The sequence below is a fragment of the Vreelandella glaciei genome (assembly GCF_013415125.1).
Lineage (GTDB): Bacteria > Pseudomonadota > Gammaproteobacteria > Pseudomonadales > Halomonadaceae > Vreelandella > Vreelandella glaciei.
Genome location: NZ_JACCDE010000041.1, coordinates 17,248 through 39,861, shown reverse-complemented (window position 1 = coordinate 39,861; position 22,614 = coordinate 17,248). Strand labels below are relative to the sequence as shown.

Sequence of the window (22,614 nt, the reverse complement as noted above, 5' to 3'; positions counted from 1 at the left end):
CCTTGCTGTTCAAGGACTAATCGAACAGCTCGCTCCCGGACTTCTGGGGAATATCGTTTTGGTGAGTTCATAACTCCATCCTCTCAAGATATGGAGTCTCCGGTAAAGCCGGGGCGGTTCAATATGACGTCACCGCTTTATGGTGACGAAAAAAATCGTTCGTCAGGGTGTCAGAGACTTCTAGATATCCATGCTTTAAGGCATGTACGCAAAATGAGTGCTCAAGTGAGATTTCGCGGTTCTCCATACCTATCGAGGATTTAAGCCACTGGCGATTTTCATCGATGAGCGAAATAACGGCGATAGGGGCATTGAAGACTTGCGATACCAGACGGGTATAACGATCAAAATGCTCTTCTTGACAGGTGTCCAGGAGGTCGAGCGAACGCAGCTCGGTCAGCCGAGCATCCTCGTCTTTAAGACGGGTGAAGCGGGCGCTATTGTCATCCATAGAGTGGGCCTGATGAGGTACTGACCACGAGAGTGATGAAGCCAATGACATTCATCGCCCTCGTTCTTTAAACGAGATGTTTGTTTGATTTAATCATTCCTACTGGTATTTTTCAAACTTATATAAGTGTTTTTGTGTAGGTGAGTTATTACGTCTTTTGCTGAAATAAATCTCAACAGGCTAGCGGAAGTGGGTATTCGCATCGTAATATAACGTTATTGTTTTTTGCTGAATGGTTACAGGGAACGTTCTAATTGGCAGGGCGCGCCACGACACAGGCAGGCATGGGTGGAGGTGCGTGAATGAATCCACAAAGCAATTCTGAGTTATCCATCAGAGTAGTGGTCGTCAATGAAAGCGGTTTCATTCGAGAGGGGCTCTGCCGGGTCATTGAGCGTTTCAAAGATATAAAGGTGGTGGCTAGTATTTCTGACTCGCACAGGCTGAGTGAAATAGCGCAACAAGTGCATGCAGATGTCGTCTTGATTGATGCACAATTTCCTAGCCAAGAAGGGTTTGAAGCAACCCAGCGTTTGCGCGAAAGTGGCGGAATAACGCGCGTAGTTTTTCTCTCGATTAATCCTAGTCTTACTGAGGTAAAAAGAGCGTTGGAGGCCGGAGCCAATGGTTTTCTGTTACGCGAGGCTGGCGTCAGCGAGCTTGAAATAGCGCTGCAGGCTGCCGTAGAGGGGAAGATCTTTTTATGTCCTACGATACTCAAGCGATTGTCTAAGGTCTTGGATATCGAAGAGCTGCCCAAAGGTGAGCGCTTTTCTATCAATGCTGCTCAAGGCCGCTATTCAATTGACGATATCATTAGCAAAGCGTTGCGCTTAGGCATCCTGCAACAAGAACAATAATCAGGGTTTTTACTTATACTGATTTGGTGGGCAGTGCGGTACCGTGCGGGGTCGAGCAGGCGCCACCGAATTTCTCTTATTGGTTTCAATCTAGCTTTTGCAGCTGAGAAAGGGTGAAACCATAAATATCCATTGATAGCGATTGAACCCGCGCTAACGAAGGGGTTTTACGTCAGGTTTTACCTTTTCAAGGTCCGTGCCATATTGCCATGAAACGTTCAGAAGATATCATCCGGATATTACTAGCCGATGAACATCGCTTAGTGCGCTCCGCGATCAGTTCCCTTATCGAAACCTTCGACAACATGTCGGTGGTTGCTGAAGTGGAATCTGAGGATCAACTGATGAAAGCGGCAGCTCACGATAACGTTAATGTGGCGCTCATTGACGCAGCGGTTATCTCTTCAAACGGGCTCGGTTCTTTAAGTCAGCTGCGGAGTGCCTGTCCCGGTATTCGTGTAGTAGTTCTCTCTACCTACTCTAGCGATAGCTTTATTCGGCGTCTTTTTGAAGAGGGAGCTTATGGCTTTCTACACAAAAATGCGGGTGTGAATGCTTTGGAAATGGCCATTCAAAAAGCAGCGCGGGGTGAACGTTTTGTGTTCACAGCGATGGAGCCGGAGGAGTTTGTCGATGCCGCTTCCGTCGTGGGGGCTACGGCCATTCAGGAAAACCCTTTAACGACTCGACAAAGTGAAGTACTCACGCTGGTGGCAAGCGGTTTTCGTAGTAAAGCCATTGCCGATCAACTCAATGTCAGTATCAAAACCGTCGAGACCCACCGCGCCGATATCATGCGCCGCCTAGGCGTCAGACACACCGCTGGCTTGGTCCACGAAGCCATTCGGCTGGGCCTATTTATGACGCCTCAAGACACTGATGAAACTCGCTGAGGTTGACTGCTTGTTCGGCGAAACCACGCTAACAATTTTCAACACCCTAATTTTATTAGTCTTTGTAAGATTACGTACTTTATAGCGCTTAAACGCTTTAGACGCGCGTAACTTATATAAAAATTCCAGCCCTGACGTTGAGACTGCGAAAAAGTAATTTTCGTAACTGACAACGGTTTCGGGAGCGACGTCTGGCGTTTCATTTACGACAAAAACTTCGATCTACGCGATAGTTTTGTCGCTATCCGCCCTGTTCGTGCCAATATACGACCAAAGAGCAATGCGCCCCTGAACGTGTGAGAGTTTAACGCAGTAAAGGGCAACTAAAAGACGCCAGCGACACCTACGCTAACAAGAAAAAATATAATGCTCAAAGGTGACGGAGGGTAAAACGATGATTTCAAATCAAGCAGCAAACCCGGCAGTAAATCCCAAACGTGTAGGCGAACCGCAGACCCTTGGCTTTCTACTGTTAGATAACTTCACACTGATTTCCCTGGCGTCGGCAATAGAGCCCTTGCGAATGGCCAATCAACTGGCCGGCCGCGAACTGTATCGCTGGTACACCCTGACACAAGACGGTTTGCCGGTGCGTGCCAGCGATGGCGTGCAGGTGACGCCTGATGCCTCTATGCACGCGCCGCTGTCATTGGAGTGGGTGGTCGTTTGCGGCGGAGTAGGCCCGCAACACAGCGTTACCCGTGAGCATGTGCGCTGGCTTCAGTCGCAATCGCGTAAGCTAAGGCGGTTAGGCTCGGTCTGTACGGGCAGTTGGGCATTGGGCCAGGCGGGGTTACTTGATCATTATGAAGCCAGCATCCATTGGGAGTGTTTGGCTTCCATGCAGGAGGCGTTCCCGAACGTCATACTGACGACCTATCTCTTCTCTATCGATCGGGATCGATTCACCGCTTCGGGCGGCACCGCGCCGCTCGATATGATGCTCAACTTGATTACGCATGACCATGGCCGTGAGCTTTCGGCAGGCATTTCTGAAATGTTTATCTACGAGCGCGTGCGTAACGAACATGATCAGCAACGTGTTCCTCTTAAGCACGTGCTGGGCACTACTCAGCCCAAGCTGTTGGAAATCGTCGCCTTGATGGAATCCAACCTGGAAGAGCCCATCGAGCTCGATGAACTGGCATGCTATGTAAATGTGTCGCGCCGTCAGTTAGAGCGATTATTCCAACGCTACCTGCTTTGTTCACCGTCTCGCTATTATCTTAAGCTGCGGCTGGTACGTGCGCGACAATTACTCAAGCAAACGCCGCTGTCGATCATCGAGATTGCATCTGTTTGCGGTTTCGTTTCCACGCCCCATTTCTCCAAGTGCTACCGCGAATACTTTGGTGTGCCGCCGAGAAACGAGCGCCTGGGTAGCCACGACAGGCAGGGAAATAGCAGCAAATCACCGCCTTTTATAAAGCGTTGGGGAGAGGCGCCCACTGCCAACGAGCCGTCCTCGTGCGCTCGCCAGGCTCTGGCAAACGCCCAAGGCGAACCCACCTTTGCCAGCGTGCGGCTATTAAGCTGATACCCACGGCGTCATCACTAATTTGAAACATGCTTGAAACGTGCTGCTCGGTGACGGGCAGCACGTTTTTTTATGGCGCGAGTAGTTGTCGTGTTCTCGACACCATGACGCTTTTGGAATTTCCGCCGTCGTTTCCAAGCGCCGTCTAAGCCAACGTCAGCGCTATGCTCGCTGCATTAACCAATGTTGGAGCTTAGCCATGACCCCCTCTGAACTGCACAATGACGCTATCGTCATTGATGGCCTGATCATCGCCAAATGGAATCGTGAGCTGCTTGAGGACATGCGTCGCGGCGGTCTTACCGCTGCCAACTGCACCGTCTCAGTGTGGGAAGGTTTTCAGGCTACGGTCGATAATATCGTCAAGTCCAACCAGTTGATGGCGGAGTGTAGTGATCTGGTGCGCCCTGTTCGCACCACCGCTGACATTACTCGCGCTAAAGAAGAGGGCAAGACAGGCATCATCTTCGGTTTCCAGAATGCCCATGCCTTTGAAGACCAAATTGGCTACGTAGAGATCTTTAAGCAACTGGGCGTGGGCATCGTGCAGATGTGCTACAACACCCAGAATCTGGTGGGTACCGGCTGCTACGAGCGTGACGGCGGACTGTCTGGCTTTGGCCGCGAAATCGTTGCTGAGATGAACCGGGTTGGCATCATGTGCGACCTCTCTCACGTCGGTGCCAAGACCTCCGAAGAGGTCATTCTCGAGTCCAAAAAGCCCGTCTGCTACTCCCACTGCCTGCCCTCCGGCCTCAAAGAGCATCCGCGCAACAAATCTGATCAAGAGCTGAAGTTCATTGCCGACCACGGCGGTTTTGTGGGTGTCACCATGTTTGCGCCGTTCCTCAAAAAGGGCATCGACTCCACCATCGAAGACTACTGTGAGGCGATCGAGTACGTCATGAATATCGTCGGTGAGGACGCTATCGGCATCGGTACCGATTTCACCCAGGGACATGGTCAAGAGTTTTTCGAGTGGCTGACCCATGACAAGGGCTACGCCCGTCGTCTGACCGATTTTGGCAAGATCATCAATCCCAAGGGCATCCGCACCATTGGGGAGTTCCCCAATCTCACCGAGGCACTCCTCAAGCGGGGAATGAGCGAGGCCCAGGTGCGCAAGATCATGGGCGAGAACTGGGTGCGCGTGCTCAAGGATGTCTGGGGCACCTGACTAAGCGCAGGCGGCTGCCTCCGAAGTGAGGGGCGCCGGGAGCATGCCGTAGAGGAGGTCCGACGCCAGGGATGGCGTCGGTAGCGTCCAGGGATGGATTCATAGCGCCTCCTCGTAGGCATGCTCCCGGGGTAGCCCCGTCGATAACCTGACATAACAACGATTCGAGGAATACCACCGTGACCAAACTGGCCCCCGCACTGCCTATCGAAGTGGATAGCGAAACAGGTGTCTGGACGACCGATGCGCTGCCTATGCTCTATGTGCCACGGCACTTCTTTATCAATAACCACGTAGCTGTGGAAGAGGCGCTAGGTGCTGAGAAGTATGCCGAAATTCTTTATCACGCAGGTTACAAGAGCGCCTGGCACTGGTGTGAGAAAGAGGCTGAGCTACACGACATTAGTGGAGAGGCGGTATTTGAGCACTACATGACCCGCCTTTCCCAGCGTGGTTGGGGGCTATTCATTACTGAACAGATTGATCTCGACTCGGGCACTGCTCAAGTACGCCTTGAGCACAGCGCGTTTGTTTACCAGTTGGGTAACACCGGCAAGAAGGAAGAGTACATGTTTACCGGATGGTTCGCCGGTGCCATGGATCAAATCCTCGCTGCCTGCGGAAGTTCACTGCGTACCGTTGCTGAGCAGACCCGGAGTGCCGCCGAGCCTGGCTGTGAGGTAGGTATTTTTACCGTCCAGCCGCTAACCGACGCTGCCCGCTAATGGGGTACGAGGAGAGACAAGCATGGCATTCGACGCAATTTTCGAGCCGATCGAGATCGGTAAGCTGACTATCCGCAACCGTGTGGTCAGCACCGCTCACGCCGAGGTGCATGCCACCGACGGCGGTATGACCACGGAGCGCTACGTCAGGTACTACGAGGAGAAGGCCAAAGGGGGCTGTGGCCTTTGTATTTGCGGTGGCTCATCGGTGGTCTCCATCGATAGCCCTCAGGGCTGGTGGAGCTCGGTAAACCTTTCCACCGATCGTATTATTCCGCACTTCCAGAATCTGTCTAGAGCCGTGCATAAGCATGGCGGCAAGATCATGATCCAGATTACCCATATGGGGCGCCGCTCCCGCTGGGACGGTTTCGACTGGTCGACCCTGGTATCACCCTCCGGTATCCGTGAGCCGGTGCACCGCTCGACCTGTAAGACCATTGAGGAAGAGGAGATCTGGCGTATTGTCGGCGACTTTGCCCAGGCCGCTCGCCGGGCAAAGGAAGGGGGCCTCGACGGTGTTGAGCTCTCTGCCGTGCACCAGCATTTGATCGATCAGTTCTGGAGCCCACGGGTCAACAAGCGTGAGGACGAGTGGGGCGGTAGCTTCGAGAACCGTATGCGCTTCGGTATGGAAGTGCTTAAAGCCGTACGTGCTGAAGTGGGCGACGACTTCTGTGTCGGCATGCGGATTTGCGGCGACGAGTTCCACCCGGACGGTCTTTCTCATGACGATATGAAGCAGATCGCCGCTTACTACGATGCCACCGGTATGGTGGATTTCTTTGGCGTTATCGGTTCTGGCTGCGACACTCACAACACCCTGGCCAACGTTATTCCTAATATGTCCTACCCGCCGGAGCCTTTCCTACACTTGGCGGCGGGGATCAAGGAAGTGGTGAACGTGCCGGTGATTCACGCCCAGAACATTAAGGATCCCAATCAGGCCCAGCGTATCCTCGAAGGGGGCTATGTCGATCTGGTGGGCATGACCCGGGCACATATTGCCGACCCTCACCTGATCGCCAAGATTAAGATGGGCCAGATCGATCAGATCAAACAGTGCGTGGGCGCTAACTACTGCATCGATCGCCAGTACCAGGGCTTGGACGTACTGTGTATCCAGAACGCCGCGACATCCCGGGAGTACATGGGGTTGCCCCACATCATTGAGAAAACCGAGGGCGTCAAACGCAAAGTCGTCGTGGTGGGCGGTGGCCCCGGCGGCATGGAGGCAGCGCGGGTAGCCGCTGAGCGGGGTCACGATGTCACTCTGTTTGAGGCCGCTGACGCCTTGGGTGGGCAGATCACGATTGCCGCCCAGGCACCCCAGCGTGACCAGATCGCCGGTATCACTCGCTGGTTCCAGCTGGAGCTGGCGCGGCTAAAAGTCGACCTGCGTCTGGGCACCCGCGCCGATGAGGCGACGCTGCTCGATCTACGCCCGGATATCGTGGTGCTCGCCACCGGTGGCCAGCCCTTCCTTAGCCAGCACCCAGAGTGGGGCTACTCGGAGAGTGCCGAGGAGAGCCTGGTGGTCAGCACCTGGGATATTCTCTCAGGCAAAGTGGCGCCCGGTAAGAACGTGCTGCTTTATGACGCCATCTGCGAATTCTCCGGCGTCTCGGCGGCGGATTTTCTCGCCGATAAGGGCGCCAAGGTGGAGATCGTCACCGACGATATCAAGCCCGGCGCGGCGGTGGGCGGTACCACCTTCCCAACCTACTACCGCAGCCTCTACGAGAAGGAGGTGATCATGTCCTCCGACCTGATGCTGCATAAGGTATACCGCGAGGGCGATGGCTTGGTGGCGGTGCTCGAAAACGAGTACACCGGGGCTCTGGAAGAGCGCGTGGTGGATCAGGTGGTCGTTGAGAACGGTGTACGCCCTGATGAGGCGCTTTATTACGCTCTTAAAGAGCAGTCCCGCAACAGAGGGCAGGTGGATCTGGAAGCACTCTATGCAATCCAGCCGCAGCCTTGTCTGAGCGAGTCAGGAGATGGCTTCCTGCTGTTCCGCCTGGGCGACTGCACGGCACCGCGTAACACTCATGCGGCTATCTACGATGCTTTGCGAATCTGCAAGGACTTTTGACCTGAGCGAGAGCCGGGGCGCCGGGGGCAGACCGTAGCGAGGGTCTTTTGACAAGGCCGTAAAACAGTTCCATACGTTTACGGCATTTCCGCCATCCATGGCGGTCAGATGTCAAAAGTAGCGCCCAGGGATGGGTTCACAGCGCCCTCGCAGAGGTCTGCCGCCGGAGCAGCCCCGCCGCGAAAGATGAGGTGAGTACCATGCTCGAAACGCTCTTGCCGATACTGATTTTTACTGCCCTGGCCCTGGCAGTCATCGGCGCCGTGCGGCGTATGCGCCTGTGGCGCCAGGGGCGCCCCTCGCGGGTGAACCTGTTCAAGGGGCTGGCGGCCCTGCCGCGCCGCTATTTGGTGGATCTGCACCATGTAGTGGAGCGCGACAAAATGATCTCCCACACCCACGTGGCCACCGCCGGTGGCTTCGTGGCCGCTGCCGTGCTGATGATCCTGGTGCACGGTCTGGGGATCGCCAACCCATTGCTAGGTGGATTACTGCTACTGGCGAGCGCCTCCATGTTCGTCGGTAGCCTCTTCGTGGCGCGGCGGCGGCTTAACCCCCCAGCTCGGCTCTCCAAAGGCCCCTGGATGCGCCTGCCCAAGAGTCTGATGGCGTTTTCGATAGGCGTCTTCCTGATCACGCTGCCCACGGTAGGTCTGCTGCCCGAAGGTTTGCTTGAAGGGGGCAGTAGCTGGTTGCTGGCGCTGGTATTAGCGGGCGTCGTGGCCTGGGGCCTGGGGGAAATGTTTTTTGGCATGACCTGGGGCGGGCCCATGAAGCACGCCTTCGCTGGCGCCTTACATCTGGCTTTCCATCGCCGCGCCGAGCGCTTTGGGGGCGGCCGGTCAACGGGGCTCAAGGCGCTCAATCTTGAGAATGAAGCGGCGCCCCTGGGGGTGGAAAAGCCTGCTGACTTTACCTGGAACCAACTGCTGGGCTTTGACGCCTGCGTGCAGTGCGGCCGCTGCGAAGCGGTCTGCCCGGCGTTTGCCGCCGGTCAGCCGCTCAACCCCAAGAAGCTGATCCAGGACATGGTGGAGGGTATGGCGGGAGGCAGCGATGCCGCCTATGCCGGTTCCCCGCACCCTTCACAAGGGCTTGGGGGCAAGCCGGTAGGTGAACACGTAGGCTTTCCCCACGGGCCCATTGTGGCGCTGCAGGGGAAGGCGTTGGTTGACGCCGATACGCTCTGGTCGTGTACGACCTGCCGCGCCTGCGTGGAAGAGTGCCCGATGATGATCGAACACGTGGATGCGATTGTCGATATGCGCCGCCACCTGACCCTGGAGCGGGGCAAAACGCCCAATAAGGGCGCCGAGGTGCTCGACAATTTGATCGCTACCGACAATCCAGGCGGTTTCGATCCTGGCTCGCGGCTCAACTGGGCGGCGGATCTTAACCTACCGCTCATGGCAGATCTTAAGCAGGTCGACGTGCTGTTGTGGCTAGGGGATGGCGCCTTTGATATGCGCAACCAGCGCACCTTGCGCGCACTGGTCAAAGTGCTGCGCGCCGCTGAAGTCGATTTCGCGGTGTTGGGTACTGAAGAGCGCGATAGCGGCGACGTGGCCCGGCGTCTGGGCGATGAAGCGACGTTCCAATCCCTGGCGAAGCGCAATATTGCCACCCTGGCTCAGTATCGCTTCTTGCAGATTGTTACCTGCGACCCCCATAGTTTTCATGTGCTGGGCAACGAGTACGGTGAGATGGGCGGTCATTATGTGGTACGTCATCACAGCACCTTCATCGCCGAACTGTTTGATGCCGGTCGGTTGACCTTTACTCCCTGGAAAGGCGGCAGCGTCACCTATCACGACCCGTGTTACCTGGGGCGCTATAACGGTGAGTACGAGGCACCTCGCAACGTGCTCAAGGCGCTGGGCATCGAGGTCAAGGAGATGGAACGCTCCGGCTTCCGCTCGCGCTGCTGCGGGGGTGGTGGCGGGGCACCGATTACCGATATTCCCGGTGAACGGCGGATTCCCGACATGCGCATGAATGACGTCAAAGAGAGCGGCGCCGAGCTGGTCGCAGTGGGCTGTCCTCAATGTACCGCCATGCTGGAAGGGGTGGTGGATGCCAGCGCCGAAGTGCGTGATATCGCCGAGCTGGTGGCCGATGCCCTGGTAGAGCGTCCCGCGGGTGATGCGTCTGATGGGCCCCGCCGGCCTGCTGCAACGACGACGGCTGAAGAGGTTACCGTATGAGCGAGATTATACGTCGCGATCCGCGTCGCGAGTGGATCGCCCGGAATCGTCTGCACCCCGAGTACGCCGCGGTGCTGGCCGCCTTGGGTGTAAACAGGGGCGGCGGAGCGGTTAGCGAATGGCTGGGTCCCAACGGCGTGGTGCGCAAGGATCCTCGTGCCATCGGCTTTATCGGTCCCAATGGCGTCAAACGGATTGATCGTAGTGGCCTCCAGCAAGGAGGGCAGGCCACCGCGGCCAGCACGGCGGCCCGCGATAGCCGCCGTACGGTGACCATTGATCAGCCCGCCTTCCTGGTGGCCGTGGTGCCCGACCTGACCGGCGGGCGACTCTCTGGACATGACAAGGATCTGCTGGGCCTGGCCCGGCGTGTGGCGGATGCCGACGCCGAACAGCCCGGCGCTGTGGTGGCGATCCTATTTGGTGAGCATAAGGGCGAGGGGGACGGCGAGCTTAAGGAGCAGACGCTGGGCGAAGCCGGTATCGATCGCGTCGTGCATCTTGATGATGAGTTTTACGCGGGGTTTTCGCCTGAAGCGCGCCTGGCGGCCTTAAGCGCCGTCGAGCGGGAGATGACGCCGCGCTTCTGGCTGCTGCCTGACTCCCCGCTGGGGGGCGCCGATCTGGGGCGGCGTCTGTCCTTGCGCTTGGGCGAACGCGCTGCCACGGGGGTGTGGCAGATCGAAGCTGACCACGAGTCTCCACTGGGTTGGCGCTGTACGGCTCGTGGCGGCGCCGGAAGCCTGGATATCCAGCGCCCTCTGCCGCGGGTTGCCCTGGTGCTGGCCGAGTGCGCCGAACCGGTGGACGAGACCCGGCATGCGGCCGAGCACCTGACCCTGGCAGCGTCAATTCCCACCACTCTATCGCGCATTGAAGACCTGGGGCAGGTGGCGGTGGATCCCGCCGGCGTGGCGCTGGCCGAGGCCGAGTTCATCCTCTCCGGCGGCAACGGTGTTAAACAGTGGGATGCCTTCCACCACGCCGCGAAAGTGCTGGGTGCTACCGAAGGGGCGTCCCGTGTCGCGGTGGACGACGGCTTTATGGCCCGCGATCGTCAGGTGGGTGCGACCGGCACCTGGGTAACCGCCCGAGTCTATATGGCGGTGGGTATTTCAGGCGCTATTCAGCATCTGCAGGGCATTCAGCGCTGCGACAAGGTGGTGGCGATTAATCTCGATCCGGGGTGCGACATCATCAAGCGCGCCGACCTGGCGGTGATTGGCGACAGCACGCAAATTCTGGCCGCGTTAGTGGCCATGGTGGAACAGCAGCGGGGAGGTCAGCGCGATGCAGCCTGATCGACAGCAACAACAGCAGGGAATCGATGTGGCAGTGCTGGTCTCCATAGGCCGTCACCCGACAACCGGACGCGCGCGGCGCGCCGAACAGGATGCCCGGGGCCTGGAGCTAGCGCTGGCCATGGAAGCCGAACTGCCTGGCACTCGGATTAGCGTACTGCATGCGGGGCCCCAGGCGGATGACAGCGAATCGGCGCTACGCGGCTACCTGGGCATGGGGCTTGAATCCATGACCTTGCTCGAACAGCCCGCGGGCAGCGATGCCATTCTGTCCCTGGTGGAGCATTTAGCCGCTACCGCGCCCCAGCTAGTGATCACCGGTGCCCGGGCAGAGCGCGGTGAAGGCTCTGGGCTTTTGCCCTATGCGTTGGCAGAACATCTCGGCTGGCCATTGGTTAATAGTTTGGCGTCGGTAGAAAAGGTGGAAAATGGCGTGGTAACGCTGCTTCAGGCGTTGCCAAGGGGCCAGCGTCGCCGTCTCAAGGTGCGCTTGCCCGCCATCATCAGCGTGGATGAAGCAGCGCCGGTGGCGCGCCAGAGCGCCTTCGGCCCGGCGCGTCGAGCCACCTTTGCGATCACGCCCACTACCCCTGAAGCCGACAGCGAGCTGGCCCAGTGGCATCTGGCCCCTGCACGTAAACGGCCTAAGCGTCTGAAAATTGTCAAAGCTGCGTCAGCCAGAGATCGATTCAAGGCGGCCGCCAAGTCTGAGGGCAAGGGCGGGCAAGTGCTCGCCGATGTGACCCCCGAGCAAGGCGCCGAGGCGATCTACAAGCTGCTCAAGGAAGAGGATGTGCTGCGTTAAAGCTTTTTTGCTCTTCAAGCTTTTAACCACCGTTCAAGCCCGCCTTTTGTGGCGGGCTTGAACGGTGGTCCACGTCTTTTTTATTGTCGATTAGCCAGCAAGGTCTGAATAAACAAGAAGACAACCGCCCGCCGAGTAGACGGGCAGCTGAAAGGGGATTAACTAGCGGTTTTTGGTACCGCGTTGAGCTCTCCCCACTCCTTGTGGAGCCCTTTGTAAAGGCTGAAACACATCACCAGAAGCACCACGGTAAAAGGGAGCCCTGTGGCCACCGCGCCCGCCTGTAGCGCGCTTAGGGCGGTGCTTCCCCCGCCGTACAACAACACACCGGCAATCACGCCTTCCAGCGTGGCCCAGAAAACCCGCTGGCTCTTGGGGGCATCGGTCTTGCCGCCGGCGGTGATACTGTCGATGACCAGCGAGCCGGAGTCCGATGAGGTAATAAAGAACACCAGCACCAGGATGATAGCCAGCGTCGAGGTGATGCTGGTCAGGGGGAGCTGCTCCAGCATGTGGAACATGGCAAGTGAAACGTCGCCAATCCCGTTGGCCAGTTCACCAACGCCGTTTGAAGCCTGATAAACCGCCGTACCACCAAAGGCACTCATCCATACTAGCGTGACCAGTGTGGGTACCAACAGCACCGCGATCAGGAACTCACGCACCGTACGGCCCCGGGATACGCGGGCGATGAACATGCCGACAAACGGGGACCAGGAGATCCACCACGCCCAGTAGAAGATGGTCCAGCCGTGATACCAAGTATCGTCATCGCGACCAACCCAGTTCGACAAAGGCAGAAGGTGGCCCACGTAGTCCATCGCCGTGGTGCCAATGCCGGTCAGGATCATTAGAGTAGGTCCTGCTACAACCACAAACAGGAGCAGCACCGCCGCGATAATCATGTTGATGTTTGAGAATAGCTTGACGCCGCCGTCGATACCCCGACATACCGAGAACAGCGCGATCACCGTGACCACCACGATGATTGCCAACTGCGTGCCGATGGTATTAGGAATGTCGAACAAATAGGCGAGGCCGCTAGCTGCTTGGGTCGCGCCAAAACCAAGCGAGGTAGCCAGGCCAAAAATAGTGGCCAGCACGGCAAGGATATCGATGATATGGCCTGCCCAGCCACGCGTTCTTTCGCCTAGGATGGGGTAGAAAGCGGAGCGAAGCGTCAGCGGCAAGCCCTTGTTATAGGAGAAGAAGGCCAGTGAGAGGGCTACCACTCCATAAATGGCCCAGGGGTGGAGGCCCCAATGGAACATGGTCGCACCCATGGCGGCGCTGGCGCCTTCCGGCGTGCCTGCTGGAACATTCAAGGGCGTTCCGTACCAATCGGTGTAGTAGGCCACCGGCTCGGCCACGCTCCAGAACATCAGACCGATTCCCATACCTGCCGCAAACAGCATGGCAAACCAGGAGGTGCGCGTGTATTCCGGCTTTGCATCCTTGCCGCCCAGACGAATCCGCCCTAGCGGCAAGCAGATCAGTACAAGGCAGAACACCACAAACACATTGCCTGCAATCATAAATAACCAGTCGAAGTGTTCAATCGACCAGTTTTTGGCAAGCCCCAGGTGCGTATTAGCCGCATCCGGGTAGACCAATGCGTAAAGAATGAACAGCAAAATAGCGAGAGCGGAGAGTGGAAAGACGGGGTTATGAAAATCCAACCCCATTATCTGGGTATTGTCCTGTCCAGGCGACAGAACCGGGTCGTCATTGTTCTTCATTGGGGGTCCTTGGTTGGCTCTTGTTAGGCGTCGGTGTTGCGTCATATCGACGACGCTAGGAAGTGTTGAGCCTGTTTCAAAGCAGCAGTGTCGTGAAAGCGACCTCCAGCTATTCATCTTGGCTAGGATGTCTTGAATAGATATGTGAGTGCCTTTTTGGGGTAAGTCCTAAGACGCGGAGGGGCTAGGGTGGAAAAGCGCCATCAACCATGACAAACACAACAATAATCACAGGAGCCAGCCATGAATGCAGCCAACCGCGGAGTGATCTACAAGGGGCCGGGTGAAGTCGCCGTTGAGTCCATCGCTTATCCTGAGCTCGCTCTAGGCAATCGCAAATGCGAGCACGGCGTGATTCTCAAGGTCGTGACCACCAACATTTGTGGCAGCGACCAGCACATGGTGCGTGGCCGCACCACTGCGCCGTCGGGTTTGGTACTCGGCCACGAGATTACCGGCATGGTTGTCGAGTGCGGCCGCGACGTTGAGTACCTCTGTCCGGGCGATCTAGTCTCGGTGCCGTTCAATATTGCCTGTGGTCGCTGCCGCAACTGTAAAGAAGGCCGCACCGGTATCTGCCTCAACGTCAATCCCGCCCGCCCTGGCGCCGCCTACGGCTACGTGGATATGGGCGGCTGGGTCGGCGGCCAGACCGAATACGTGATGGTTCCTTACGCCGACTTTAACCTGCTGAAATTCCCGGATGCCGATCAGGCCATGGAGAAGATCAAGGATCTGACTTTGCTCTCCGATATCTTTCCCACCGGCTTCCACGGCTGCGTGACCGCCGGTGTGGGGCCTGGTAGCACCGTCTATATTGCCGGTGCTGGGCCCGTCGGGCTGGCGGCAGCAGTTTCCGCTCAGCTGTTGGGTGCGGCCTGCGTGATCGTCGGCGATATGATCGAAGAGCGACTGGCTCAGGCGCGCAGCTTTGGTTGTGAGACTATCGATTTGACCCAGGACGGTGACATGGCGGATAAGATCGAGGTGATTCTCGGCGAACGTGAGGTTGATGCCTTTGTCGACTGCGTCGGCTTCGAAGCCCATGCCTGTGGCTGTAACCACGGTAAAGAAGCGCCCGCCACTGTGCTCAATTCTGCGATGACGCTGACCCGTGCGGGTGGCCAGATCGGCATCCCGGGCCTCTACGTGACCGAAGACCCTGGCGCGGCTGACGACGCCGCCAAACAGGGCGCCCTGAGCATGCGCTTTGGTCTCGGCTGGGCCAAGTCCCATAGCTTTCACACCGGCCAGTGCCCGGTGATGAAGTACCATCGGCCGCTGATGCAGGCGATCCTGTTCGGCAAGGTTAATATTGCTGATGCGGTGAATGTTCAGATGATCACTCTGGATCAGGCGCCTCAGGGCTATGCCGACTTCGATGGCGGTGCTGCCAAGAAATTTGTCATTGACCCCCATGGCAGTGTGGCTTAATAACTTATTTAATAAGCACTGAGTAATAAGCCCTGGCCCCCTGCCTGAGGGCGTGATAGTGCGACCCTAGACGGCGCCCCGCGGGGTGCCGTCTTCGTTCATTCGGCATAAAGCCGATCAAGATAATAATAGGTATTCAATGACCGTCCATACCGTGACCCCCAAGCGCCGCTTCCGCGGTAAACCCCGTGGCCGTGAACTTGATCCCCGCCTTCTTGAGGGGTTACGTGAGCTGCTGGGCGACGAACGCCAGGACGCCACGCTGCACAGCCGCGACCTACTGATTGAACACCTGCATGTCATTCAGGACACCCGGGGCCATCTGCCGCTGGCGGAACTGCGTGCCTTGGCGGCTTATATGAACCTGCCCATGGCAGCGGTCTACGAGACCGCCACTTTCTATGCGCACTTCGACGTCATTCACGACGATCAGCTGCCGCCGCCGGCAGTGACCATTCGCGTCTGCGACTCCCTGACCTGCCAACTAGCCGGTGCCGAGGCGCTTAAAGCACAGCTGGACGCGAACATGGATATCGAGCAGGTGCGGGTGCTGCGAGCGCCCTGCATGGGGCGCTGCGACACAGCACCGGTGGCCGAGGTGGGACATCATCATGTGCTGTTCGCCACCCAGGAACGCATCGCCTCAGTGATCCAGGCGGCGCACTTTCACCCCGACCCCATCGACTGGCAGCGACTTGACGACTATCGCCGCGAGGGCGGATTGGCCTTGCTCCAGGCCTGCCACAACGGCGACGTTACGGTAGAAGCGCTGATGGAAGCGATGCAGCAGGCCAACCTGCGCGGCCTGGGCGGTGCGGGTTTTCCTACCTTCAAGAAGTGGACGTTCGTGCGCCAGGAGGCCGGGCCCCGCTACTGCGCCATCAATGCCGACGAGGGCGAGCCTGGTACTTTTAAAGACCGCTATTACCTGGAACGCTCGCCGCACCAGTTTCTTGAAGGGGCCCTGGTCAGTGCCTGGGCGATAGACGCCGAGGCGCTGTATATCTATCTGCGTGATGAGTACCCGGCCTTGCATGGCGTGGTGCGCGAGGCGATTGGCGAGCTTGAGGCCGCTGGGTGGGTGGCGCCGGGTTACATCGTGCTGCGCCGTGGTGCGGGGGCTTACATCTGCGGCGAAGAGTCGGCGATGATCGAGTCTCTGGAAGGCAAGCCGGGCAAGCCTCGCCATCGTCCGCCGTTTGTGGCCCAGAAGGGGCTCTTTGACCGTCCAACGCTGGTCAATAACGTCGAGACCGTCTACTGGATTCCCATGATCTGGCAGCGCGGCGCGGAGGCCTTCTCAAGCCAAGGGCGCAACGGCCGCGTGGGGCTGCGTAGCTTCTCGGTCTCAGGCCGGGTCAAACAGCCCGGCGTATATTTGGCGCCTGCGGGCATCACCCTCAACGAATTGATTGACGAGTATAGCGGCGGTATGGCCGACGGCCACCGCTTGGCAGCCTACCTGCCCGGCGGCGCCTCTGGCGGTATTCTGCCCGCAGCCAAGGCCGATATTCCCCTCGACTTCGATACGCTTCAGGCGCACGGCAGTTTTATTGGTTCGGCCGCAGTGATCGTGCTTTCTGATCAGGACGACCTGCGCGGGGTTGCGACCAATCTGCTGGCTTTCTTTGCCGATGAATCCTGTGGCCAGTGCACCCCCTGCCGGGTGGGCACGGAAAAAATGCTGACGCTGCTCGAACGCGACGAATGGGATGCCGGGCTGATGACGCAGCTCTCCCAGGTGATGATCGATGCCTCCATCTGTGGGCTGGGCCAGGCGGCTCCCAATCCGGTGCTGGGGCTGCTCAAGGATTTTCGCGGCGAACTTGCCGCCCAGAACGTCATCGTCAAGGGGTAGGGGAGATGAACATGAGCATGAATGAACAGACCCTAGGCACCAGCTTCACGCTGACGCTGGACGGCGTTGAGGTCAGCGCTTACCCCGGTGAAAGCCTCTGGCAGGTGGCCAAGCGCGCCGGCGAGACCATTCCCCACCTGTGTTTCAAGGACGCCAGCGGCTACCGCGCCGACGGTAACTGCCGCGCCTGTATGGTAGAGATTGAGGGCGAGCGCACCCTGGCTGCCAGCTGTCTGCGCGAAGCAGCCCCGGGCATGGTGGTTAATAGTGCAAGCTCCGAACGCGCGCACACGGCCCGTAAAATGGTCATGGAGATGCTGCTGGTTGACCAACCCGAGCGGGAGGATAGCCCCGACCGTGCCAGCCATTTCTGGGCCATGGCCGACCAACTGGCTATTGATGCCACGGCGGTGCGCCGCAAGCTACCCCGGCGCGACGAGCGCGAAACACCCACCGTGCACCATGTGGCTTCCCGGGCGGATAGCCAGGCGCAAGACAGCAGCCACTCTGCCATGCGCGTCAATCTTGACGCCTGCATCGAGTGCAACCTGTGCGTGCGCGCCTGCCGCGAAGTACAGGTCAACGACGTTATCGGCCTGGCACATCGCGGGGCGGCGTCCAAGATCGTGTTTGATTTCGACGACCCCATGGGGGATAGCACCTGCGTGGCCTGTGGTGAGTGCGTTCAGGCCTGCCCCACCGGCGCCCTGATGCCCGCTACCCTGGTGGATGAGGCAGGGCGCGGCGATTCTGCGGTGGCTGACCGCAAGGTCGACTCGGTATGCCCCTATTGCGGAGTGGGCTGCCAGCTCACCTACCATATCAAGGACGACGAGATCCTTTATGTGGAAGGCCGTGACGGCCCCTCCAACCAGAACCGGCTATGTGTCAAAGGGCGCTTCGGTTATGACTATCCGCGCCATCCGTCACGGCTTACCACCCCGCTGATTCGTCGAGAGGGCGTCGCTAAAGGGCTCGATCCGGACTTCGACCCCGGCAAGCCCCTAACTCATTTCCGCGAGGCGAGCTGGGATGAAGCTCTGGAGGCTGCCGCCAGTGGGCTTATGGATATTAAAGCGGCCCATGGCCCTGACGCCCTGGCGGGGTTCGGCAGCGCCAAGTGCTCCAATGAGGAAGCGTGGCTGTTCCAGAAGCTGGTGCGCACCGGTTTTGGCTCCAATCATGTGGATCACTGCACGCGTTTGTGCCACGCCAGTTCAGTAGCGGCACTCATGGAGTGCATTGGCTCAGGCTCGGTGACCGCCTCCTTTATGCAGGCCAGCCAAGCCGATGTAGTGATTCTTACCGGCTGTAACCCCGCGGTGAACCATCCAGTGGCGGCCACCTTCTTCAAGCAGGCCGCCAAACGCGGCACCAAGATCGTGATAATCGACCCCCGTGGTCAGGCGCTGGATGCCTACGCCCACTTGAGCGTGCGCTTTTCACCGGGCGCTGATGTGGCGTTGTTTAATGCCATGCTGAATGTGGTCATCAGCGAAGAGCTTTATGATACGGCCTATATCGCCGAGCATACCGAGGGCTTCGAGGCCCTGAAAATTCATACCGTCGACATGACCCCCGAAGCGATGAGCGGCCTGTGCGGTGTGGAGCCCGCAACCATCCGCGAAGTGGCAAGGCTTTATGCCAACGCCGAGCGAGCGATGATTTTCTGGGGAATGGGTGTTTCCCAGCACACTCACGGTACCGACAACGCCCGCTGTTTGATCTCGTTGGCCTTGGCCTGTGGCCAGACAGGCCGCCCTGGCACCGGCCTGCATCCTTTACGGGGGCAGAACAACGTTCAGGGCGCGTCTGATGCCGGGCTGATTCCCATGGTGATGCCGGACTACCAGCCGGTCAGCGATGCCCAGGTACGCGCGGCGTTTGAAGAGCTGTGGAATACCAAGCTGGATCCCACGCCGGGCCTCACCGTGGTGGAAATCATGGATGCCATTACCGCAGGAACTATTCGTGGCATGTATATCCAGGGTGAAAACCCGGCCATGTCCGACCCGGACCTCGCCCATGCCCGGGCTGCCCTGGCCAAGCTGGAGCATCTGGTGGTACAGGATCTGTTTGTCACCGAGACCGCCCAGTTCGCCGATGTCATCCTGCCAGCCTCTGCCTGGCCGGAGAAGGATGGGTCGGTCACCAATACGAATCGTCAGGTACAGCTGGGGCGTGCGGCGGTGCCGCTCCCCGGCCAGGCCAAGCCGGACTGGTGGATCATTCAGGAAATCGCCAAACGCTTTGGTCTGGGTTGGAACTATCAGCACCCGCGGGACGTGTTTGCCGAGATGAAGCGCGGCATGGCCTCGCTGAATCATATTTCCTGGGAGCGCCTGGAGCGCGAGCGGTCGGTCACCTATCCCTGCTCCGCAGAAGATGCGCCGGGGCAAGACGTGGTCTTTTCTGAGGCCTTCCCCACGGCCAGTGGCCGAGCAAAGTTTGCGCCTACCCGCCCGCTGCCCCCGGATGAGCCGGTGGACAATGATTATCCGACGGTGCTGACCACCGGGCGTCAGCTGGAGCACTGGCATACCGGCTCTATGACTCGCCGCGCCAAAGTTCTCGACGACCTGGAGCCGGAAGCAGTAGCAAGCCTGTCGCCCGCTGAGCTTATCCGGCTTGGGATGGTGCCAGGCGATGATCTGACGATTGCCACCCGGCGAGGAGCTATCACCCTCAAAGTGAGGACGGATCCAGGCATGCCAGAGGGGATGGTCTTCGTGCCCTTCTGCTACGGAGAAGCGGCGGCGAACCTACTGACCAACCCGGCGCTGGACCCGTTCGGCAAGATACCGGAGTTCAAGTACGCGGCTTGTCATTTGAGCCCTGCGGGTGAGGAGGCCTGATCAATGACAACGACCTATCGCAACGACCTATCGCAACGACCTATCGCCCAGGAAGAAACCTCCATGCGCGATGCCATGATTCGACTTTAAAGGCACCCGGCCGTAGTTGACTTTGCTGTGCCTGTGGCATGTTGATATTCAACGCTAATTGTCCCGACGAAAATTGTCATGCGCCACGAGCAACCCTTATGGTCGTTAACAAGCATTAAGAAAAAAATATAAATCAATCAGGTTCTAGGGGATGCGTGTCGGGGTGTGAGTGCGCGTTGGATTGTGCGCTCGCCTTGCCGCAACGGGACTGTCACGGGGAATTTGCATGAACGAGACCCTTGCAGACGCTGGGGTGGAAACGGCAGTGACGTCAGACGCGTCGTCGTGTTTTGCCCGCTTCGTCAATGTCCAAAAGAGTTACGACGGTGTCGAGTTGGTCGTCAAGGATTTCAATCTTGATATACGCAAGGGCGAATTCGTTACCCTGCTAGGCCCTTCGGGCTCCGGTAAGACCACCTGCCTGATGATGATGGCAGGCTTTGAAACCCCCACCCACGGTGAAATTCTGCTGAAAGATGAGCCGATCAGTGGCTTGCCGCCGCACAAGCGCGGCATCGGCATGGTGTTCCAGAACTATGCGCTGTTCCCACACATGACGGTAGCCGAGAATCTTGCCTTCCCGCTTGAGGTGCGCCATCTCAGCAAGGCAGAGATTAAGGAAAAAGTGGCCAAGGCACTGGCTATGGTGCGCTTGGAGGAGTTTGGCGATCGCCGACCGGCGCAGCTCTCTGGCGGCCAGCAGCAGCGCGTGGCGTTGGCTCGCGCACTGGTGTTCGAGCCTGAACTGGTGCTGATGGACGAACCGCTGGGCGCGCTGGACAAGAACCTTCGCGAGGAGATGCAGTACGAGATCAAACGCATTCACGCCCGCCTCGGCGTCACCATGATTTACGTCACCCACGATCAGACCGAAGCATTGACCATGTCTGACCGTATTGCGGTCTTCAACGACGGCATTGTGCAACAGTTAGCCTCGCCGGATGAACTTTACGAGCGGCCAGAAAACGCTTTCGTCGCTTATTTTATTGGCGAAAACAATCGATTGGTTGGCGAGGTCAGCGAGCACCTCGGCGATAACTGCAAGGTGCGCCTGGATAGCGGCGACACGGTGATTGCCAAGCCGATAGCCGTGGGCGGCGTAGGCTCGCGCACGACGCTGTCGCTAAGACCTGAGCGGGTCAGCATTCTGTCGGGGGATGCCGAAGAACAATTCGACAACCAGTTCACCGCCACCGTGCAGGAGGTCATCTACCTGGGCGACCACCTGCGTACGCGGGTAACGGTGTGCGGTAACGATGACTTCATTCTGAAGACGGCCAATGCGCAAGGTGTTGGTGTTATGCGCCCTGGTCAGCACATTCAGGTTGGCTGGTCGAGTGCCGATTGCCGCGCGCTGGATGTCTGAGCAGGACGGTCGTCAAGTTCGTCAGTCAGAATCGGTAGCCAAGCTATTAGTATCGCGGCATCCCCTGGTGCCGACGGCAAGTGCAACAACAAACGGAGAAACTCTATGAAGGCTATTATCCGCAAGCGTGTTCTCAAGACAGGTATCGCTGTCGTGGGGCTGTCGACTCTCGCCGTGGCGGTCAGCGCCCATGCCCAGCAGACGTTGAACATTGTGTCCTGGGGCGGTGCTTACAGCATGAGCCAGCACGAAGCTTACGATAAACCGTGGATGGAGAAGACCGGCGACGAGATCGTCAACATTGACCGCAGCGGTAACGCCCTGGCGGGCCTGCGTGCTCAATCCCAGGCTGGCAACGTGACCTGGGATCTGGTCGACATGCTTCCCGCCGATGCCATGATCGCCTGTGCCGAAGGGCTTATCGAGCCGCTTGATCACGATGAGCTGCTGGCCGACGCCCCGGATGGCACGCCGCCCAGCGAGGATTTCGTCGACGGTGCCTTGGGTGACTGCTTCGTGGCCTCCATCGTCTATTCCAATATCGTCGCCTTTAATAGCGAGATGTTTCCCGAAGACGACCAGCCCAGCACCATCGAGGATGTCTTCGACCTGGAAAACTATCCCGGCAAGCGAGCCCTGCTGCGTAAGCCGATCAACAACATGGAATGGGCCTTGATCGCCGATGGCGTCGAGCGTGACGAGGTCTACGCCATGCTCGAGACCGAAGAGGGCGTACAGCGTGCCTTCGACAAGCTCGATACCATCAAAGACGAAGTCATCTGGTGGGAAGAAGGCGCCCAGCCGCCTCAGCTGTTGGCCGATCAGGAAGTCGCCTTTGCCTCCGCCTACAATGGCCGGATCTTCAATGCCATGGTCACTGAAGACCAACCTTTCGAGATCATTTGGGACGCGCAGGTGTTCGAGTTGGATGGCTGGGTTGTGCCCACCGGCAAGCTCGACAAGGTGAAGGATTACCTCCACTTCGCCACCGATACCCAGCGCCTCGCCGATCAGGCCCAGTACATCTCCTATGGTCCGGCACGTCTGTCTTCTTCTGAACTGGTGTCCACCCATGCCGAAACCGGCATAGAGATGACGCCGCATATGCCAACCTACGAGCCGAACTTCGAAACGGCACTGCAAAAAGACGACCTGTTCTGGGCCGACTACAACGATGAGCTGACCCAGCGTTTTAACGCCTGGCTGTCCCAGTAAGCTCCTGCC

16 protein-coding genes are annotated in these 22,614 nt (G+C 58.4%); 14 read left to right on the top strand and 2 right to left on the bottom strand.

The genetic code is table 11. From position 1 onward, the window contains the following. Positions 1-118: 118 nt before the first annotated feature. Positions 119-502, bottom strand: coding sequence for a hypothetical protein (locus tag HZS80_RS20775; RefSeq protein ID WP_179917177.1), 384 nt, complete (start codon positions 500-502; stop codon positions 119-121). A 251-nt stretch (positions 503-753) separates the two neighbouring features. On the opposite strand from HZS80_RS20775, the gene HZS80_RS20770 reads away from it, so the two are divergent. The 9 genes from HZS80_RS20770 (at position 754) to etfB (ending at position 12,048) form a co-directional block, all read left to right on the top strand. Continuing rightward, positions 754-1,311 carry a response regulator gene (locus HZS80_RS20770; RefSeq protein WP_179917176.1) on the top strand — a complete coding sequence of 186 codons (558 nt, stop codon included), beginning with the start codon at positions 754-756 and terminating at the stop codon, positions 1,309-1,311. A 209-nt stretch (positions 1,312-1,520) separates the two neighbouring features. Then, complete coding sequence (locus HZS80_RS20765; protein ID WP_179917175.1) at positions 1,521-2,204, top strand: LuxR C-terminal-related transcriptional regulator; 684 nt, start codon at positions 1,521-1,523, stop codon at positions 2,202-2,204. A gap of 394 nt (positions 2,205-2,598) precedes the next feature. After that, entirely contained in the window at positions 2,599-3,741 is a 1,143-nt protein-coding gene (gbdR, locus tag HZS80_RS20760; RefSeq protein ID WP_179917174.1) for a choline metabolism transcriptional regulator GbdR, read from the top strand. Positions 3,742-3,940: 199 nt separating this feature from the next. Then, entirely contained in the window at positions 3,941-4,918 is a 978-nt protein-coding gene (locus tag HZS80_RS20755) for a dipeptidase (protein ID WP_179917173.1), read from the top strand. Between the two features lie 179 nt (positions 4,919-5,097). Continuing rightward, positions 5,098-5,643 carry a DUF5943 domain-containing protein gene (locus tag HZS80_RS20750; RefSeq protein WP_179917172.1) on the top strand — a complete coding sequence of 182 codons (546 nt, stop codon included), beginning with the start codon at positions 5,098-5,100 and terminating at the stop codon, positions 5,641-5,643. Between the two features lie 22 nt (positions 5,644-5,665). Further along, positions 5,666-7,738, top strand: a complete 2,073-nt coding sequence (gene dgcA / locus HZS80_RS20745; protein WP_179917171.1) for a dimethylglycine demethylation protein DgcA — start codon at positions 5,666-5,668, stop codon at positions 7,736-7,738. A gap of 200 nt (positions 7,739-7,938) precedes the next feature. Next, positions 7,939-9,942, top strand: coding sequence for a (Fe-S)-binding protein (locus HZS80_RS20740; RefSeq protein ID WP_179917170.1), 2,004 nt, complete (start codon positions 7,939-7,941; stop codon positions 9,940-9,942). Next, positions 9,939-11,243, top strand: a complete 1,305-nt coding sequence (gene etfA, locus HZS80_RS20735) for an electron transfer flavoprotein subunit alpha (RefSeq protein WP_179917169.1) — start codon at positions 9,939-9,941, stop codon at positions 11,241-11,243. The genes HZS80_RS20740 and etfA overlap by 4 nt, the downstream gene beginning before the upstream one ends. After that, positions 11,233-12,048, top strand: coding sequence for an electron transfer flavoprotein subunit beta (gene etfB / locus HZS80_RS20730; RefSeq protein ID WP_179917168.1), 816 nt, complete (start codon positions 11,233-11,235; stop codon positions 12,046-12,048). The genes etfA and etfB overlap by 11 nt, the downstream gene beginning before the upstream one ends. A gap of 158 nt (positions 12,049-12,206) precedes the next feature. Here etfB and HZS80_RS20725 read toward each other — a convergent pair whose 3' ends face one another. Next, the gene (locus tag HZS80_RS20725) at positions 12,207-13,787 is read right to left on the bottom strand and encodes a BCCT family transporter (RefSeq protein ID WP_179917167.1); all 1,581 of its coding nucleotides are present in this window, start codon (positions 13,785-13,787) and stop codon (positions 12,207-12,209) included. A gap of 243 nt (positions 13,788-14,030) precedes the next feature. Here HZS80_RS20725 and fdhA point away from each other — a divergent pair, with 243 nt between their 5' ends. The 5 genes from fdhA (at position 14,031) to HZS80_RS20700 (ending at position 22,605) form a co-directional block, all read left to right on the top strand. After that, positions 14,031-15,221, top strand: a complete 1,191-nt coding sequence (gene fdhA, locus HZS80_RS20720; RefSeq protein ID WP_035560536.1) for a formaldehyde dehydrogenase, glutathione-independent — start codon at positions 14,031-14,033, stop codon at positions 15,219-15,221. Positions 15,222-15,360: 139 nt separating this feature from the next. Beyond that, positions 15,361-17,079, top strand: coding sequence for an NAD(P)H-dependent oxidoreductase subunit E (locus HZS80_RS20715; RefSeq protein ID WP_179917166.1), 1,719 nt, complete (start codon positions 15,361-15,363; stop codon positions 17,077-17,079). An 11-nt stretch (positions 17,080-17,090) separates the two neighbouring features. Continuing rightward, positions 17,091-19,934 (top strand): formate dehydrogenase subunit alpha, encoded by a 2,844-nt coding sequence (fdhF, locus tag HZS80_RS20710; protein WP_246362392.1) that lies wholly within the window; start codon positions 17,091-17,093, stop codon positions 19,932-19,934. A gap of 316 nt (positions 19,935-20,250) precedes the next feature. Continuing rightward, on the top strand, positions 20,251-21,390 hold the full coding sequence (locus HZS80_RS20705) for an ABC transporter ATP-binding protein (protein WP_082072537.1): 1,140 nt from the start codon (positions 20,251-20,253) through the stop codon (positions 21,388-21,390). A 105-nt stretch (positions 21,391-21,495) separates the two neighbouring features. Then, a complete protein-coding gene (locus HZS80_RS20700) occupies positions 21,496-22,605 on the top strand; it encodes an extracellular solute-binding protein (protein WP_144408552.1) in 1,110 nt (369 codons plus the stop codon). Positions 22,606-22,614: the final 9 nt, after the last annotated feature.

What these genes read in the sequence shown, in the direction of transcription:
- HZS80_RS20775 (WP_179917177.1), bottom strand. Translation starts at nt 502, where the DNA reads ATGTCATTGGCTTCATCACTCTCGTGGTCAGTACCTCATCAGGCCCAC.
- HZS80_RS20770 (WP_179917176.1), top strand. Translation starts at nt 754, where the DNA reads ATGAATCCACAAAGCAATTCTGAGTTATCCATCAGAGTAGTGGTCGTC.
- HZS80_RS20765 (WP_179917175.1), top strand. Translation starts at nt 1,521, where the DNA reads ATGAAACGTTCAGAAGATATCATCCGGATATTACTAGCCGATGAACAT.
- gbdR (WP_179917174.1), top strand. Translation starts at nt 2,599, where the DNA reads ATGATTTCAAATCAAGCAGCAAACCCGGCAGTAAATCCCAAACGTGTA.
- HZS80_RS20755 (WP_179917173.1), top strand. Translation starts at nt 3,941, where the DNA reads ATGACCCCCTCTGAACTGCACAATGACGCTATCGTCATTGATGGCCTG.
- dgcA (WP_179917171.1), top strand. Translation starts at nt 5,666, where the DNA reads ATGGCATTCGACGCAATTTTCGAGCCGATCGAGATCGGTAAGCTGACT.
- HZS80_RS20740 (WP_179917170.1), top strand. Translation starts at nt 7,939, where the DNA reads ATGCTCGAAACGCTCTTGCCGATACTGATTTTTACTGCCCTGGCCCTG.
- etfA (WP_179917169.1), top strand. Translation starts at nt 9,939, where the DNA reads ATGAGCGAGATTATACGTCGCGATCCGCGTCGCGAGTGGATCGCCCGG.
- etfB (WP_179917168.1), top strand. Translation starts at nt 11,233, where the DNA reads ATGCAGCCTGATCGACAGCAACAACAGCAGGGAATCGATGTGGCAGTG.
- HZS80_RS20725 (WP_179917167.1), bottom strand. Translation starts at nt 13,787, where the DNA reads ATGAAGAACAATGACGACCCGGTTCTGTCGCCTGGACAGGACAATACC.
- fdhA (WP_035560536.1), top strand. Translation starts at nt 14,031, where the DNA reads ATGAATGCAGCCAACCGCGGAGTGATCTACAAGGGGCCGGGTGAAGTC.
- HZS80_RS20715 (WP_179917166.1), top strand. Translation starts at nt 15,361, where the DNA reads ATGACCGTCCATACCGTGACCCCCAAGCGCCGCTTCCGCGGTAAACCC.
- fdhF (WP_246362392.1), top strand. Translation starts at nt 17,091, where the DNA reads ATGAGCATGAATGAACAGACCCTAGGCACCAGCTTCACGCTGACGCTG.
- HZS80_RS20705 (WP_082072537.1), top strand. Translation starts at nt 20,251, where the DNA reads ATGAACGAGACCCTTGCAGACGCTGGGGTGGAAACGGCAGTGACGTCA.
- HZS80_RS20700 (WP_144408552.1), top strand. Translation starts at nt 21,496, where the DNA reads ATGAAGGCTATTATCCGCAAGCGTGTTCTCAAGACAGGTATCGCTGTC.